Consider the following 16,570-nt stretch of genomic DNA (forward strand, 5'->3'; position numbering starts at 1 on the left):
ATATGAGTATTCAAGAAACAATTCAAACTTTAAGAGACGAACTTAACCAGCACAATTACAATTATTATGTGCTCGATAATGCCACAATTTCAGATTATGATTTCGATATTAAACTAAAAGAGCTTCAGGATTTAGAAAGCAAACACCCCGAATTTTTTGATGAAAATTCACCAACACAGCGTGTTGGAGGAACAATCACTAAAAATTTTAAAACGATTGCGCATCGATATAGAATGTATTCTTTGGATAACTCTTATTCAAAAGAAGATTTATTAGATTGGGAAAATCGAATTCAGAAAGTATTAGGAAACGTAAAATTAGAATATACGTGCGAACTAAAATATGACGGAGCATCAATAAGCATTACTTACGAAAACGGAAAATTAGTTCAGGCTTTAACACGCGGAGATGGTTTTCAAGGTGATGAGGTAACCAACAATATTAAAACAATTAAATCAGTTCCGCTTCAGTTAAAAGGAAACTATCCTGAAACATTTGATATTCGTGGCGAAATTATTTTGCCATTTGCTGGTTTCGAAAAAATGAATCAGGAATTAATTGAAATAGGTGAAACCCCGTATTCAAACCCAAGAAATACAGCTTCAGGAAGTTTAAAACTTCAAGACAGCACTGAGGTTGCCAAACGTCCTTTAGAATGTTTGTTATATTTTGTAACCGGAAATAATCTGCCGTTTTCTACTCAATATGAAGGATTAGAATCGGCTAGAAAATGGGGATTTAAAGTTCCAAAAGAAGCAAAATTGGTTGGCAGTATGAATGAAGTTTTCGATTTCATTGATCATTGGGACACACACCGCCATAATTTGCCTTATGAAACAGATGGTGTTGTGATAAAAGTTAATAGCATTCAGCATCAGGAAGAACTTGGTTATACAGCAAAATCGCCACGCTGGGCAATTGCTTATAAATTTAAATCAGAGCAGGTTTCTACCAAACTAAAATCAATTTCATATCAAGTTGGGCGCACGGGAGCTATTACTCCGGTTGCAAATCTTGAACCTGTACAATTGGCAGGAACCATTGTAAAGAGAGCTTCTTTGCACAATGCAGACCAAATTGAAAAATTAGATATCAGAATAAATGATACTGTATTTGTTGAAAAAGGAGGCGAGATCATCCCAAAAATTATTGCAGTAGATCTAGATAGACGACCAGAAAATTCAGAAAAAACAGAATATATTTCACATTGTCCTGAATGTCAGACAGAATTAGTTAGAAATGAAGGAGAGGCAAATCATTATTGTCCAAATTTCTACGGATGTCCTCCTCAGATTATTGGCCGAGTACAGCATTATATTTCAAGAAAAGCAATGGATATTGAAGGACTTGGAGGTGAAACAGTGGCGCTTCTTTTCAAAAATGATTTAGTACATAATTACGCCGATTTGTATGAATTGAAAGTTGAAGATATTTTGCATTTAGAAAGAATGGCAAAAAAATCGGCAGAGAATTTAGTAAATGGAGTTGAAAAATCTAAGGAAATTCCTTTTGAAAGCGTTTTGTTTGCACTCGGAATTCGTTTCGTAGGTGAAACTGTTGCTAAAAAATTAGCCAAACATTATAAAAATATAGATGCTTTAAGCCAAGCTTCTTTAATGGATTTGATTTTAGTTGATGAAATTGGAGAACGAATTGCCAAAAGCGTAATCGAATTTTTTGAAAATGAAGAAAATAGACGAATAATTGAACGTTTAAAGAATTACGGCGTTCAATTCGAAATAGTTGAAAAAATTAACCCCAACGCTACAGAAAAATTCATCGGGAAAATATTTGTCGTTTCAGGAGTTTTTGCTCAGTTTTCGCGAGATGAATTAAAGAAAACAATCGAAGATAATGGTGGAAAGGTAGGAAGCTCAATTTCTGCAAAAACTGATTTTGTTGTTGCGGGCGATAATATGGGACCAGCAAAATTAGAAAAGGCAAATAAATTAAATATTCCTATATTGTCGGAGGAAGATTTTATAACTAAATTAAATGAAAGCGAATAAACCGTCGTTGATTTTATTCTTTGTAGCATTATTGTTTACAATAATTTTAGACTGCACAAAGCAGGACATCTTGGCAATTTATGCAAAAGCTGTGGTATTGCCGGCTATTTTTTTCTATTTTATAATGAGCAATGATTTTAAAATTGGAAAAACTGAAGGTTTTATTTTTTTCTTTTGCTTCATAGGTCAAGTTTTTGACTTGATGGATGTCGAAGTTTCGGAAATTGGTGGTGTGCTGAGCTTTTTAGTTGTTTACTTATTGATTATAAAGCTTTTTGTAATAGACCACGAAAAAATTAAATTAAGAAGAAAAGATGTTCTTCCAGTTTCTATCGTGGTCATATTTATTGTGTATTTGCTTGTTTCAGTGTTAAGCCTTCAGTTTGACAATATGAAAAAGTTTAACTTGCTGTACACTATTTACGGAATTGTATTGAGTGTTATGAGTTATTATTCGTTTGTAAGTTATATTACAAAAGGAACGCATTTAGCACTTTTAATGTCTTTAATGGCGGTAAGCTATATATTTTCAGACATCTTTTATATTTTCAACGAATATTTTTCATACTCAGTAGTTTTGGTTTTAATTCGTGATATAACGCAAATTTTGGCCTACTATTTTATGGTTGAATACTTTCTTGAAAAAGCAAAAATGCAAAAGAGAGTGTTATACAATAATTGATTTTCCTTGGTTTGTATGATTTTTGTTTTGATCAAAATAAAAATCAATACGTCCTAAATTGATTCCATAACAACCCACTTGGTTAACCAATACGTTTTCGCCTGCTTTGTTTTTTACAATAGTTGGTTTGTCAAGAAAAGTATGTGTGTGCCCGCCAATAATTAAATCAATATCTTGTGTTAATTCGGCTAATTTCAAGTCACAGATTTTCGTTGGTTCATCTCTATAATTGTAACCAAGATGCGAAAGGCAGATAACCAAATCACATTTTTCTTCTTTCTTTAATAACTGAGTCATATCCTGAGCAATTTCTACAGGATTATTATATACGGTTTCCTTGTACATTTTTTTATCTACTAAACCGTTAAGCTCAATTCCTACACCAAAAACGCCCACTTTGATTCCGTTTTTGTTGAAAATTTTATAAGGTTTTACAAGTCCGTTCATGACTGTATTTTTGAAGTCATAATTAGAGCAGATAAAATCAAATTTTGCGTGAGGCATTTGTGCATATAAACCCTCAAGACCATTATCAAAGTCATGATTTCCTATTGTTGAAGCATCATATTTCATCATGCTCATCAGCTTAAATTCAAGTTCACCTCCGTAGTAATTAAAATAAGGAGTTCCCTGAAAAATATCTCCTGCATCTAACAAAAGCACATTTGGATTTTCTTGACGAATAGTTTCGATAAGCGCTGCACGTCGAGACACGCCACCTTTGTTTGCATTACGAGGATCATCAGCAGGAAAAGGATCAATATGGCTGTGAACATCATTAGTATGCAAAATAGTCAAGTGCTTAATATCGTTGGTTTCAAAACTGCTTAACGACAAGCCTAGGCTTAATAGGGCAGTACTTGCAGCAGTTTTTTCGATAAATTCTCTTCTTTTCATGTGATATTTTTTTTGCGTAAAAGCGGGTAATTTTATTTTTTCTTGAAATGTTATTCTTCAGTAATTCTGATATCTCTTGGTGCCGGAATCGTATCAACTTCTTTGAAATAATCAATCAATACATCTCGAAGTTTATAGTTTAAATCAAATTTTTGAACACCTTTTGCAAAGAAAGTCATGCTGTCTCCTCCATTTGCCAAATAATCGTTTGTTGCAACATAATAAACTTTGTTGAGGTCAAGAGGCTTTCCTTGAACTAGAATGTTTTTTGCAGTCTTGTCTTTAGCAATAGTAAAAGTCATGCCTGATAAAGGCTGAGGTTTTTTCTCCTTTATAATATAAGCAGCAATATCTTCAATTTGCTGACCTTTTAAAGCAATAACAACTAAGTTGTTTTCAAAAGGCATGATTTCAAAAGCAGTTCTGCTCGTTACATTTCCTTTTGGAAGAATTGCACGTATACCGCCATGATTTAAAAGACATAAATCAATTGTTTTGTTCTCGCGCTTTTTGAAAACTAAATTTCCTCTTTGTACACAAACATCGGCCATTAGACATCCAATTGTTGTTTGCCATTTTCCGCTACTTTTATCAAGAGTTTCAGGACAATAAGCTAAAACACTGTCCAGATCCTTATTAATATGATCGCGATAGGGCTTAATAAAACTTTCAATTTCAGGAGTTTCTGCCCCTTTTTCAGTTATAGGAAGTTGTTTTCCTTCTATTTTAGTTAAATTGTAGTTTTTTGGACTGCAAGAATAAATAAAAAAAAGTGTTAAGAATATAACAAAAAGTTTTAAAAATCCGTTATACTTTTTTAGTTTTACCATTTTAAATGCGACTTAAATAATTAATTTTGTAATCTGGTAAAAATACTATGTTTTTAAATTATATAAAGGAATTATTTGTAAAAAAATCATTAAAAAATAATCTGAATAATGTCAAAAACGAAGTCTTTACTAGTAATGTGCAAACAATTGGTTTATTGATAGATGAGAGTGATTTTCGCCATTCAAAGGAATTGGTTAAAGAGTTTTCACTGTATGGAATTGATCCGAAAAACGTAAAAATCGTTGCTTACAGAAGTAAAATAGAGAAGAAAAAAACGTACTCAAGACCTACTTTTGGTAAAAAAGATGTCAATTGGAAAGGAGAAGTTACAGCAGATTTTCTAAATGATTTTACCGGAACGCCATTTGATCTTTTGATTAGTTATTATGATATCGAGAAAGTAATTTTGATGATGATAACCAGTAAATCAAAAGCGAAGTTTAAAGTCGGTTTTTCATCAGTAGATAAAAATTTAAACCGATGGATGATCGATACGGAAATGGAAAACTATAAAGTATTTGTTTCCGAATTATTTAGGTATTTAAAAAGTATAAAATAAATTATAATCAAAATATGCAATCATTAATAGGAACTGGTGTTGCGCTTGTAACTCCATTTAAAAATGACTTTTCAATAGATATCGAAGCTTTGCAGCGCATCGTTAATTTTTCGATTGACGGAGGAGTTGAATATCTTGTAGTTATGGGAACAACGGCAGAAAATGCTACCTTGACTCAAGATGAAAAAGAGTTGGTTATCAATACAGTAATCGACGTAAACAAAGGAAGATTACCTCTAGTTCTTGGAGTAGGAGGGAACAATACTATGGAGATTGTTAAAGAATTAAAGACTAGAGATTTTTCAGCTTTCGAAGCTATACTTTCAGTTTCTCCTTATTATAATAAACCAACGCAGGAAGGAATTTATCAGCATTTTAAAGCAATTGCTGAAGCTTCTCCAATTCCAGTAATCCTATATAATGTTCCAGGAAGAACTTCAAGTAATATGCTTCCTTCAACAGTAATTCGTTTGGCTAATGATTTTGAAAATGTTGTAGCAATAAAAGAAGCTGCCGGTGATATGGCTCAAGCTTTGCAATTGATTAAAAATGCACCAAAAGATTTTCTTGTAATTTCTGGAGATGATATGATTGCATTGCCAATTGTTTTAGCAGGCGGAGCAGGTGTAATTTCGGTTATTGGACAAGGTTATCCTAAAGAATTCTCAGAAATGATTCGTTTAGGTTTGAACAGAAAAGTAAATGAGGCATTCAAAACACAATATTTCTTAGCAGATTGTATCGACATGATTTTCGAACAAGGAAACCCTGCAGGAATAAAACAAGTCTTTCAGGCCCTTGGAATTGCTGACAATACGGTGCGTTTGCCACTAGTAGCCGTTGATGAATCTTTGGCTTCAAGATTAAATGATTTTGTAAAAAGCAGTATCAAAGCAGAGTAAGACTGACACGATTTTATTATACAAAAAAAATATTTTGTAGTAGCTAAATTAATAACTAAATTTGCCACCGGAACTTCGGTGTGATTTTGCTTTGGCATAATTGTCTAAGAAATTATAATAAAAGTAAGAAAATGAAAAAAATAGTATCTCTATTAATTGTTGTTGTCCTTTTTTGTTCTTGTAGTGATTACCAAAAGGTATTAAAAAATGAAGATGTTGCAGCAAAATTTGAAATGGCAACAAAAATGTATGATGCAGGAAAATATTCAAAAGCGATTCGTCTTTTTGAGCAGTTAGCACCGTCATATAGAGGTAAACCTCAAGCTGAAAAGCTTTTTTATATGTTTTCGCAATCTTACTATAAAACACATCAGTATTATTTGGCAGGTTATCAATTTGAAAGTTTTGTTTCAGGTTATCCAAGAAGTGAAAAAGTGCAGGAAGCAGCTTTTTTAGGCGCATACAGTTATTCAAAATTAGCTCCTGTTTATAGTTTAGATCAAGCTGATACGGTAAAAGCGTTGGAGAAATTACAAGCTTTTATTGATAACTATCCTAATTCTGAATACATCGCTCAAGCTAATGAGGCTGTTAAGGTTTTGAATGGAAAATTAGAGAAAAAAGCATACGAGAATGCTAAAGGTTATAATACAATATCAGATTATAAATCAGCTTTAGTTGCATTTGATAATTTTATTGCTGATTTCCCTGGAACTCCATTTAAAGAAGATGCACTGTTTTATAAATATGATTCGGCATATAAATTAGCCATAAACAGTATTCCTCAAAAAATGGAAGAACGTTTAAATGTTGCAAAAGTGGCTTATAACAACTTAATTAAGTTTAAAAGCGATACAAAATACAAAAAAGAGGCAGACGAAATGAATGCCCGTGTTGAAACTGATTTACAAAAATATATTAAATAAAAAAAAGTCATGGATTTAAAAAAGACGAATGCTCCTGTAAATACAATAACATACAATAAAACTGTTATTGAAGAGCCAACAGGAAATGTGTATGAAGCAATTACCATTATGGCTAAAAGAGCAAATCAGATTAATTCTGAAATCAAAAAAGAATTGACTGAGAAATTAGAAGAGTTTGCTACTTATAATGATAGTCTTGAAGAAGTTTTTGAAAATAAAGAACAAATCGAAGTTTCTAAATTTTACGAAAAATTACCAAAACCACACGCTTTAGCTGTTCAAGAATGGTTAGACGGTAAAACTTACCACAGAGGTTCAAACAAATAATATAGTATAATGTCAGTTTTAAACGGGAAAAAAATTTTACTGGGAGTTTCTGGTGGAATTGCAGCGTATAAAACAGCCTCATTAGTACGACTTTTTATAAAAGCAGGTGCACATGTCCAAGTGATAATGACACCTGCTTCTAAGGATTTTGTAACGCCACTTACGTTATCTACTTTATCAAAAAATCCTGTACATTCCAGTTTCTTTAATGAAGAGGATCAAGATGCTGTATGGAACAATCATGTTGATCTGGCACTTTGGGCTGATTTAATGCTAATTGCTCCGGCAACTGCAAATACGTTGTCTAAAATGACAACAGGAAACTGTGATAATCTTTTAATTGCAACTTATTTATCGGCTAAATGTCCTGTTTATTTTGCTCCGGCAATGGATTTGGATATGTATAAACATCCTTCAACTTTATCAAGTTTTGCGGCTTTAAAGCAGTTCGGAAACATAATGATTCCTGCTGAAAATGGTGAGTTGGCAAGCGGTTTGTCTGGCGAAGGACGAATGGCTGAACCTGAGAATATAATTGCTTTTCTTGAAGCCGATTTAGAAAGCAAACTTCCACTAAAAGGAAAAAAAATACTTATTACTGCTGGACCAACATACGAAGCGATAGATCCGGTGCGTTTTATTGGAAATCATTCATCTGGAAAGATGGGTTTTGATATCGCAAATGAAGCTGTAAAATTAGGTGCGCAGGTAATTTTAGTTTCAGGTCCAACACACTTTAAAGCTAAAAACAATTTAATTGAAGTTGTAAATGTTGTTTCTGCACAGGAAATGTATGACGCCTGTCATTTATATTTCAATGACACTGATGTTGCTATTGCAGCCGCTGCTGTAGCGGATTATAAACCTAAGTTTGTGGCATTGCAAAAAATTAAAAAAGCAGCTGATGAGTTTTCAATTGAGCTTGAAAAAACAAAAGATATTTTGGCATCATTAGGAGCAATAAAAAAAGAGCAATTTTTAATTGGTTTTGCTTTGGAAACTCAAAATGAAATTGAAAATGCCAAGCTGAAAATTCAGAAAAAAAACTTAGATTTGATTGTTCTTAATTCTTTGCAGGATGAAGGTGCAGGTTTTAAAAAAGAAACCAATAAAGTAACATTTATTGATAGCGAATTTAAAATCGAACCAATGGAGTTAAAATCAAAAGAGTCTGTTGCTGTTGATATTTTAAACAAAGTGATTTTGCATTTTACAAAATAAATGCCTTTTCTTGGAGTTTATGATAAAGTATCAATATCAATTTTACATCAACACAAATCTTTTTTTATGAATAAAGCAGTTACAGTTTTAATGTTTTTAATTTTTGGCTTTACTCAAGCGCAACAGCTAAATTGTATTGTAACCATAAACACTGAAAGACTTCCGAATCCTAACCAGCAAGTTTTTAAAACACTTCAGACTTCACTGTCAGAATTTGTTAATAAAACAGATTGGACCGGCTCCGTGCTAAAACAAAATGAACGAATTAACTGTTCAATGTATATTACATTGTCTTCAAATAATTCAGATCAGTTTACCGGAACTATTCAGGTGCAGTCTTCAAGATTGATTTTTAATTCTACTTATTCTTCTCCTGTCTTAAATTATAACGATAAAGATTTTAGTTTCAGATATACTGAATATGAGCCTTTATTGTTTAATCCAACTACTTTTGAGTCTAATTTAGTTTCTGTCGTTTCTTTTTATAGTTATTTGATTTTAGGAATGGATGCCGATACATTTCAAGTGGGTGCTGGTAATCAATATCTTCAAACGGCGCAAAATATTGCCAATGTAGCGCAGCAAGGAGGTTTTAAAGGCTGGAGCCAAGCTGACGGAATTCAAAATCGTTATTATTTGATAACAGATATGATTTCGCCAATGTATAGTGATTTGCGTCAGGTGACCTATTTATATCACAATGGACTAGATACTATGAGTGATGACTTAAAAGGATCAAAGGAGAAAATTAAAGCTTCTTTAATGCTCATAGGGAGATTCAATAGTGTTAAGCCAAATGCTTTTTTGACGCGAGTCTTTTTTGATGCAAAATCAGATGAAATTACTTCCATTTTTTCTGGCGGTCCAAGTGTTACAGTTACAGATTTAACCGATGTTTTAAATAAAGTTTCGCCATTGAATAGTACAAAATGGTCGCAAATTAAGTTTTAGTTGATTTTTTAATCTTACTTTTACTTTCTCTCATTAACTTTTATCTACATATTATTTTATGATTACTTCTCTGTCGATTAAAAACTATGCTTTGATTGAAAAGCTTTCTATTGATTTTTCAAAAGGATTTTCAATAATTACAGGTGAAACAGGAGCAGGTAAATCGATTATCTTAGGAGCTTTAGGTCTAGTTTTAGGCAAAAGAGCCGATTTGACTTCTCTAAAAAATAAAGAAGAAAAATGTATAATTGAAGCACAATTTGAAATTTCAAAATACAATCTAAAAGAATTTTTTGAAGCAAATGACTTAGATTATGAAGATGAAACCATCATTCGACGTGAAATTTTGCCTTCAGGTAAATCTCGTGCTTTTATAAATGACAGTCCAGTAAATCTTCAGGAATTGCAAGATTTAAGTCTGTTTTTAATTGATATTCATTCGCAACAACAAACTCAGGAATTGTCTGATGAAAGCGTTCAGTTTAAAATAATTGATGCCATTGCAAATAATGGAGAGGTGATTTTAGATTATCAAAAATTACTAAAAACATATAAATCAGATAAATCAAAGCTTAATGCATTGCTGAAAAAGCAGTCTGATTCTGGAAAAGAGCAGGAATACAATACTTTTTTATTAAATGAATTGGTTGTCGCTAAACTAAAATCAGGAGAACAGGCAGAATTAGAAGCTGATTTTGAAAAATTAAATAACGTTGAGATTATAAAAGAATCAATTGATAAATCATTAGTAATTGCTAATGAAGAACAATTTGGTGTTTTGCATAATTTAAATGAAGTAAAAGCAACACTTCAGAAGATAGCTCCGTTTTCAACCGAATATCAAAATCTTTTTGAAAGAATTATAAGTTTGACAATTGAGTTTGATGATGTTTCAAAAGAACTTCAAAATTGTTCGGAGAAATTATTGAACGATCCGGTACAGTTAGAAATGATCAGCCAGAAATTACAATTGATTTATAATCTTCAAAAGAAACATCAAGTATCTTCTGTAGATGAATTAATTCAAATTGAAGCTGAATTAAGCAATACAGTTTTAGAATTAGGTAATATTGAAGAAGAAATAGCTTCACTATCAAAAATAATTGATCAGAAAGTGATTGAATTAGATGCTTTTTCTAAAACAATTCATCAAAACAGATCAAATGCAATTCCGGTTTTGTCTAATAAATTGATTTCTATTTTAGAAACATTAGGGATGCCAAATGTGCGTTTTAATATCGAACTGTTGCCATCAGAAACCTATTTCTCAAATGGTAAAGACGAACTACAGTTTTTATTTTCTGCAAATAAAGGAACTGATTTCGGGTTGCTTAAGAAAGTAGCTTCAGGCGGAGAGATGTCGCGTATTATGCTGGCAGTAAAAGCAATTTTGGCGCAATATTCAAAACTTCCAACTTTAATTTTTGACGAAATTGATACAGGGGTTTCTGGTGAAATTGCTATTAGAATGGGCGAAATAATGAAAGAAATGAGTACTTCGATGCAAATTTTTGCAATCACGCATTTACCTCAAATTGCGGCAAAAGGAGATTCTCATTTTAAAGTTTTCAAATCAACAGTTGATGATGATACGCAATCAGAATTAAAGCTTTTGTCTCAGGACGAAAGAGTTATCGAAATTGCTCAAATGTTATCGGGTGCAGTTGTTTCTGATTCGGCTTTAAATCATGCTAAAGCCTTGTTGAACTAAAGAAATACTTTATATTTGTGATCTAAAAACGAATTAAACAAAGCTAAATAAGTTAATTAATTGTCTTAAATGGCGATTGCTATATTAACGAATAAACAAGAAAATATGATTATAGAACCTAGAATGAGAGGCTTTATTTGCTTGACAGCCCACCCAGGGGGAGCCGAGCAAAATGTTAAAAATCAAATAGAATATGTAAAATCAAAAGGGTCAATTGCTGGTGCTAAAAAAGTATTGGTTATTGGAGCTTCAACAGGTTTCGGATTGGCTTCAAGAATCACAAGTGCTTTTGGTTCTGATGCATCAACTATTGGAGTGTTTTTTGAAAAACCACCAGTTGAAGGAAAAACAGCTTCACCAGGATGGTACAATTCTGCAGCATTTGAAAAAGAAGCTCATAAAGCAGGTTTATATGCAAAAAGTATCAATGGAGATGCTTTTTCAAACGAAATAAAAAGAGAAACTCTTGATTTGATTAAAGCTGATTTAGGACAAGTTGATCTTGTAATTTACAGTTTAGCTTCTCCAGTGCGCACAAATCCTAATACGGGTGTTACGCATCGTTCGGTTTTAAAACCAATCGGGCAAACTTTTACAAATAAAACAGTTGATTTTCATACAGGAAAAGTTTCTGAAGTTTCAATCGCTCCTGCAAATGAAGAAGATATTGAGAATACAGTTGCTGTTATGGGAGGTGAAGACTGGGCAATGTGGATCGATGCTTTAAAAGCAGAAAATTTATTAGCTGACGGTGCTACTACAGTTGCATATTCTTATATTGGACCGGGATTAACTGAGGCTGTTTATCGTAAAGGGACTATTGGACGTGCAAAAGATCATTTAGAAGCTACTGCATTTACCATTACTGACAGCTTAAAATCAATTGGAGGAAAAGCTTATGTTTCAGTAAATAAAGCGTTGGTAACTCAGGCAAGTTCTGCAATTCCAGTAATTCCATTGTATATTTCTCTTTTATATAAAATTATGAAAGAAGAAGGAATTCACGAAGGATGTATTGAGCAGATTCAGCGTTTATTCCAAGACAGATTGTATAATGGTTCTGAGGTTCCTGTTGATGAAAAAGGAAGAATCAGAATTGATGATTGGGAAATGAGAGATGACGTTCAGGAAAAAGTTGCTAAACTTTGGTTAGAAGCTACAACTGAAACATTACCAGAAATTGGTGATTTAGCTGGATACAGAAATGATTTCCTTAACTTATTCGGATTTGAATTTGCTGGAGTTGACTATCAGGCAGAGGCAAATGAAGTAGTTGATATTGAAAGTATCAAATAAGGATATTGAAAAATATAAAATGAAAACCATCAACCAAAAGTTGGTGGTTTTTTTATGAATATAGCCTATCTTTGTTAAAATTTTGAAATTTAAAAATTGCCATTCTAATACCGCATATCCCATTATGATTTTTTCTTTAATTATACCCGTGTATAATCGTCCAGATGAAGTTGATGAACTTTTAGAAAGTCTTGCAAAATCTGATTATAATGAACCGTTTGAAATAGTTCTTGTTGAAGACGGCTCTTCGATTCCGTGTAAGGATGTTTTGATGAAGTATCAGGGAAAGCTGAATATTTCGTATTATTTTAAAGAAAATTCAGGCCCAGGCGATTCGAGAAATTTCGGAATGGAGAAAGCGCGTGGTGATTACTTTATCATTTTTGATTCAGATTGCATTATTCCTTCCAATTATTTAACCGAGGTCAGAAAAGCGTTGAATAGCGAATATGTAGATTGTTTTGGAGGTCCTGATAAGGCATTAGACAGCTTTTCAAGTATTCAGAAAGCAATTAATTTTGCAATGACTTCATTCTTGACAACTGGAGGCATTCGCGGTGGTTCTGAAAAAATTAATAAATTTCAGCCAAGAAGTTTCAACATGGGGATTTCTAAAAAAGCTTTTCAGGTTTCCAAAGGTTTCGGCAATATTCATCCAGGAGAAGATCCTGATTTATCAATTCGTTTGTGGAATTTAGGTTTTGAAACTCGCTTATTTTCAGAAGCTTATGTTTATCATAAACGTAGAATCGACTGGGAAAAATTTTCTGTCCAAGTTCATAAATTTGGAATAGCAAGACCAATACTAAATAGCTGGTATCCAGAACATAATAAGTTAACATTCTTCTTTCCAACATTCTTCTTGTTCGGATTATTATTAGCTTTTTTATTGTTAATTTTCAATATTGATATTTTATTACAATTATATTTTGTATATTTCGTTATTATTTTTCTTACAGCAAGTATTCAAAATAAAAGCATTAAAATTGGATATCTTTCTATAATAGCAGTCTGGAAACAATTTTATGGTTATGGTACAGGATTCTTGGAATCATTTGTGAAAATTATTCTCTTGAAGAAAAAACCACAAGAAGCGTTTCCTCGTATGTTTTTTAAAGTTTAAAATGACAAAAGTTATTGGCTTAACGGGCGGAATAGGGAGTGGTAAAACAACTATTGCCAATTATTTCAAAGAAATGGGAGTTCCTGTTTATATTGCCGATGATGCAGCAAGAGCTGTTATGCAGACTGGTCCAGTTATTTTAAAAATAAAAGAAACATTTGGCGAGTCTCTTTTTGAAAATAATATTTTAAATAGAGCAAAACTGGCCGAAATTGTATTTAATAATGCTGATGAATTAGCAAAACTAAATGCAATTGTTCATCCAGCAGTAAAAGAAGATTTTGAATCTTGGATTTTACAGCATAAAAATAAAGAATATGTAATTTATGAAGCCGCAATTTTATTCGAAAGCGGCCGATACAAAGATTGTGATTACATAATTTTGGTAACCGCTCCAGAAGAAGTCAGAATTGAAAGGGTCTTAAAACGTGACAATACCACTCGAGCGCAAGTTTTAAGCAGGATGCAAATGCAATGGAAAGATGAAGATCGCATTTTGAAGAGTAATTTTATTATTAATAACGTAAATCTTAAAATTGCTAAAGAAGAAGTTGTTAAAATTCTTAAAATTTTAGATATTAAACAAAATCAGTCTTAAATGTTAATATTTGGTTAATGTATTATTTAGTATATTGTTAAAATATTAATTTTGTTTCGATGAATAAATTATTTTTTAGAATACTTGTTTTGCTTATGAGTTTGTCCTTAATAGGGATAATTCTGGTTCAAGTATTTTGGTTCAATTCGTCGTTCAAAAACAATGACGAACAATTTAAATACCACGTTACTCAAGTAATTGGAAATGTTGCCGATAAACTAGAGCAGCAAGAAGAGTATAGTTTTTATGACAAATACAATCGTATAAAAGACAGTACTGGTAAAATTCCTAAAAAAGAAGATTTACTGGAGGTTTTGTACGTTCAGAGAAATACAAAAACAAATAAAACAATCGTATATTCTAACACGCTGACTTCTGAAGATTATGACATTAGCGGATCGCTTTTTAATAAAAAGTTCAGCAGTGAAAGATTTAAGAATTTTAGTTCGAAACGTGTAACTGAAGTTTATAATAACAACAACAGTATTGATAATAATTCTTTAGGGCAGACTATTATTCCTGATTTGAAAATTGAAAAATCAGGCAGTTTAGATATCTTAAATAAAGTACAGCAGCAAATTCAATACAAAGATATCGCTTCGCTGACTCCTATTGAAGGCAGAATTACAAAAGACAAACTTTACAAGCTATTAAAGAAAGAATTAGAAGAGTATGGTGTAAAAACCAAATTCGAATTTGGTGTTCTTAATAGTGGTTTGCCAACAAAAGTAAAATCGGAAGGGTTTCATTATGACAAAGATTTAAGTTATCATGTGCCAATATATACTGATAATGAAGGAAATAGTAAATATGAATTGTTTTTAACGTTTCCATATAAAAAGAAATTTTTACTGTCAGAACTGTTAAGCATTACAATATTATCAATTGTTTTTACGCTTATTATAATAATAGCATATACAAGTGCTTTAAATCAGTTATTACGTCAAAAACATATATCTGAAATTAAAACAGATTTTATAAATAATATGACGCACGAGTTTAAGACTCCAATTGCGACTATAAATTTAGCACTCGATGCGATAAAGAGCCCGAAGGTTATTGAAGATAAAGAAAAGGTTTATCGTTATCTGCAAATGATTAGGGATGAAAATAAAAGAATGCACGCTCAGGTTGAGAACGTTCTTCGTATTTCTAAGTTAGAAAAAAGAGAGTTGGATATTACAAAAGAACCAACTGCAATTCATGATATTATTGAGGATGCAATTGAACATGTAAATCTAATTTTAGAAGACCGAAATGGAACAGTGGTAAAACACTTAAATGCTTCAAGAACAACATGTTTGGTTAATGAAGTGCATTTTACTAATGTTTTGGTTAATATTTTAGAGAATGCAATAAAATATTCACCGGATATTCCTGAAATTGAAATTTTTACAGAAAATGTTAAAGACATGATTCTGATAAAAGTAAAAGATAATGGTCTTGGTATGAGTAAGGTAGCTCAAAAACGTGTTTTTGAGAAGTTTTACAGAGAGCATACTGGAGACTTGCATAATGTAAAAGGACACGGATTGGGTCTTGCTTATGTAAAAAGAATTGTGGAAGACCACAATGGTCAAGTATATGTAGAAAGCGAAAAAGGAAAAGGTAGCACCTTTATAATAAAAATACCATTAATAAATTAAAATATGGAAAATAATAACAAAAGAATACTTTTAGTAGAAGATGACCTAAATTTTGGGGCAGTTCTTAAAGATTATCTAATGTTAAATGACTTTGAAGTTACTTTAGCTAAAAACGGTATGGAAGGTTTCGAAAAATTCAAGAAAGATGTATATGATTTATGTATTCTTGATGTAATGATGCCTTATAAAGATGGTTATACTTTAGCCAAAGAAATTAGAGAAAAAAACAGTGAAGTGCCAATTATATTTCTTACTGCAAAATCTATGAAAGAGGATGTTTTGAAAGGATATAAAGCGGGTGCTGACGATTATTTAAATAAACCTTTTGATTCTGAGGTTTTATTGATGAAAATTAAAGCGATTATTCAAAGAAAATCTGCGGATAATAAAGCGGAACAAGTTCAATTTGAATTTAACATCGGTAAATTCCATCTGAATTCAAAACTTAGATTCTTGACTTTTCAAGATGAAGAACCAATTAAATTGTCTCCAAAAGAAAACGAATTGCTTAAAATGTTGATTCTTCATGAAAATGACTTAATGCCAAGAGAATTAGCTTTGACAAAAATCTGGAGAGATGACAACTATTTTACTTCAAGAAGTATGGACGTTTACATCGCTAAACTTAGAAAATATCTAAAAGCTGATGAAGATGTTGAAATCTTAAACATTCACGGAGAAGGCTTCAGATTAGTTGTAAAAAGCAAAGTAACTGAATAATAAATTCACCAAACTAACAAAATATAAAAGCTCTGAGAAATCAGGGCTTTTTTTATGTTTACTCAGAAAGATTGTGCAATCTTGTCATTTCTGTAAAAGTCACTTATTTCGGTAACGGATTTATCATTTCGATTGGCTTTTTTCCATCAATACCTTGATGTGGTCTTTCAT

General features: G+C 31.8%; 16 protein-coding genes. 14 read left to right on the forward strand and 2 right to left on the reverse strand.

The window, feature by feature from the left end:
* Window positions 1–2: 2 nt before the first annotated feature.
* Entirely contained in the window at window positions 3–2,009 is a 2,007-nt protein-coding gene (gene ligA, locus EV145_RS14230) for an NAD-dependent DNA ligase LigA (protein WP_133525862.1), read from the forward strand.
* A complete protein-coding gene (locus EV145_RS14235) occupies window positions 1,996–2,691 on the forward strand; it encodes a lysoplasmalogenase family protein (RefSeq protein WP_133525863.1) in 696 nt (231 codons plus the stop codon). Before ligA ends, EV145_RS14235 begins: the two co-directional genes overlap by 14 nt.
* Here the strand turns inward: EV145_RS14235 and EV145_RS14240 are convergent.
* Both EV145_RS14240 and EV145_RS14245 read right to left on the reverse strand, forming a co-directional pair.
* Window positions 2,677–3,588, reverse strand: a complete 912-nt coding sequence (locus EV145_RS14240; protein ID WP_133525864.1) for a bifunctional metallophosphatase/5'-nucleotidase — start codon at window positions 3,586–3,588, stop codon at window positions 2,677–2,679. The genes EV145_RS14235 and EV145_RS14240 overlap by 15 nt on opposite strands.
* Before the next feature lie 50 nt (window positions 3,589–3,638).
* Entirely contained in the window at window positions 3,639–4,418 is a 780-nt protein-coding gene (locus EV145_RS14245; RefSeq protein WP_133525865.1) for a 5'-nucleotidase C-terminal domain-containing protein, read from the reverse strand.
* A gap of 47 nt (window positions 4,419–4,465) precedes the next feature.
* On the opposite strand from EV145_RS14245, the gene EV145_RS14250 reads away from it, so the two are divergent.
* The 12 genes from EV145_RS14250 (at window position 4,466) to EV145_RS14305 (ending at window position 16,399) form a co-directional block, all read left to right on the forward strand.
* Window positions 4,466–4,978 (forward strand): DUF6913 domain-containing protein, encoded by a 513-nt coding sequence (locus EV145_RS14250; protein WP_133525866.1) that lies wholly within the window; start codon window positions 4,466–4,468, stop codon window positions 4,976–4,978.
* 14 nt (window positions 4,979–4,992) lie between these two features.
* Window positions 4,993–5,880 (forward strand): 4-hydroxy-tetrahydrodipicolinate synthase, encoded by an 888-nt coding sequence (dapA, locus tag EV145_RS14255; protein ID WP_133525867.1) that lies wholly within the window; start codon window positions 4,993–4,995, stop codon window positions 5,878–5,880.
* Between the two features lie 131 nt (window positions 5,881–6,011).
* Window positions 6,012–6,806: an outer membrane protein assembly factor BamD gene (locus EV145_RS14260; protein WP_133525868.1), complete on the forward strand. Its 795-nt coding sequence runs from the start codon at window positions 6,012–6,014 to the stop codon at window positions 6,804–6,806.
* A 9-nt stretch (window positions 6,807–6,815) separates the two neighbouring features.
* Entirely contained in the window at window positions 6,816–7,133 is a 318-nt protein-coding gene (locus tag EV145_RS14265) for a DNA-directed RNA polymerase subunit omega (RefSeq protein ID WP_007807938.1), read from the forward strand.
* 9 nt (window positions 7,134–7,142) lie between these two features.
* The gene (coaBC, locus tag EV145_RS14270; RefSeq protein ID WP_133525869.1) at window positions 7,143–8,354 is read left to right on the forward strand and encodes a bifunctional phosphopantothenoylcysteine decarboxylase/phosphopantothenate--cysteine ligase CoaBC; all 1,212 of its coding nucleotides are present in this window, start codon (window positions 7,143–7,145) and stop codon (window positions 8,352–8,354) included.
* Between the two features lie 66 nt (window positions 8,355–8,420).
* The gene (locus EV145_RS14275) at window positions 8,421–9,305 is read left to right on the forward strand and encodes a DUF4835 family protein (RefSeq protein ID WP_133525870.1); all 885 of its coding nucleotides are present in this window, start codon (window positions 8,421–8,423) and stop codon (window positions 9,303–9,305) included.
* A gap of 58 nt (window positions 9,306–9,363) precedes the next feature.
* Entirely contained in the window at window positions 9,364–11,016 is a 1,653-nt protein-coding gene (gene recN, locus EV145_RS14280; protein WP_133525871.1) for a DNA repair protein RecN, read from the forward strand.
* 105 nt (window positions 11,017–11,121) lie between these two features.
* Window positions 11,122–12,312 carry an enoyl-ACP reductase FabV gene (gene fabV / locus EV145_RS14285; protein ID WP_133525872.1) on the forward strand — a complete coding sequence of 397 codons (1,191 nt, stop codon included), beginning with the start codon at window positions 11,122–11,124 and terminating at the stop codon, window positions 12,310–12,312.
* 124 nt (window positions 12,313–12,436) lie between these two features.
* The gene (locus EV145_RS14290) at window positions 12,437–13,435 is read left to right on the forward strand and encodes a glycosyltransferase (protein WP_133525873.1); all 999 of its coding nucleotides are present in this window, start codon (window positions 12,437–12,439) and stop codon (window positions 13,433–13,435) included.
* 1 nt (window position 13,436) lies between these two features.
* On the forward strand, window positions 13,437–14,033 hold the full coding sequence (coaE, locus tag EV145_RS14295; RefSeq protein ID WP_133525874.1) for a dephospho-CoA kinase: 597 nt from the start codon (window positions 13,437–13,439) through the stop codon (window positions 14,031–14,033).
* Window positions 14,034–14,092: 59 nt separating this feature from the next.
* Complete coding sequence (locus EV145_RS14300) at window positions 14,093–15,679, forward strand: sensor histidine kinase (RefSeq protein WP_133525875.1); 1,587 nt, start codon at window positions 14,093–14,095, stop codon at window positions 15,677–15,679.
* Window positions 15,680–15,682: 3 nt separating this feature from the next.
* Window positions 15,683–16,399, forward strand: coding sequence for a response regulator transcription factor (locus tag EV145_RS14305; RefSeq protein ID WP_026729443.1), 717 nt, complete (start codon window positions 15,683–15,685; stop codon window positions 16,397–16,399).
* The last annotated feature ends 171 nt before the right edge of the window (window positions 16,400–16,570 follow it).

This window comes from Flavobacterium sp. 245 (assembly GCF_004362055.1).
Lineage (GTDB): Bacteria > Bacteroidota > Bacteroidia > Flavobacteriales > Flavobacteriaceae > Flavobacterium.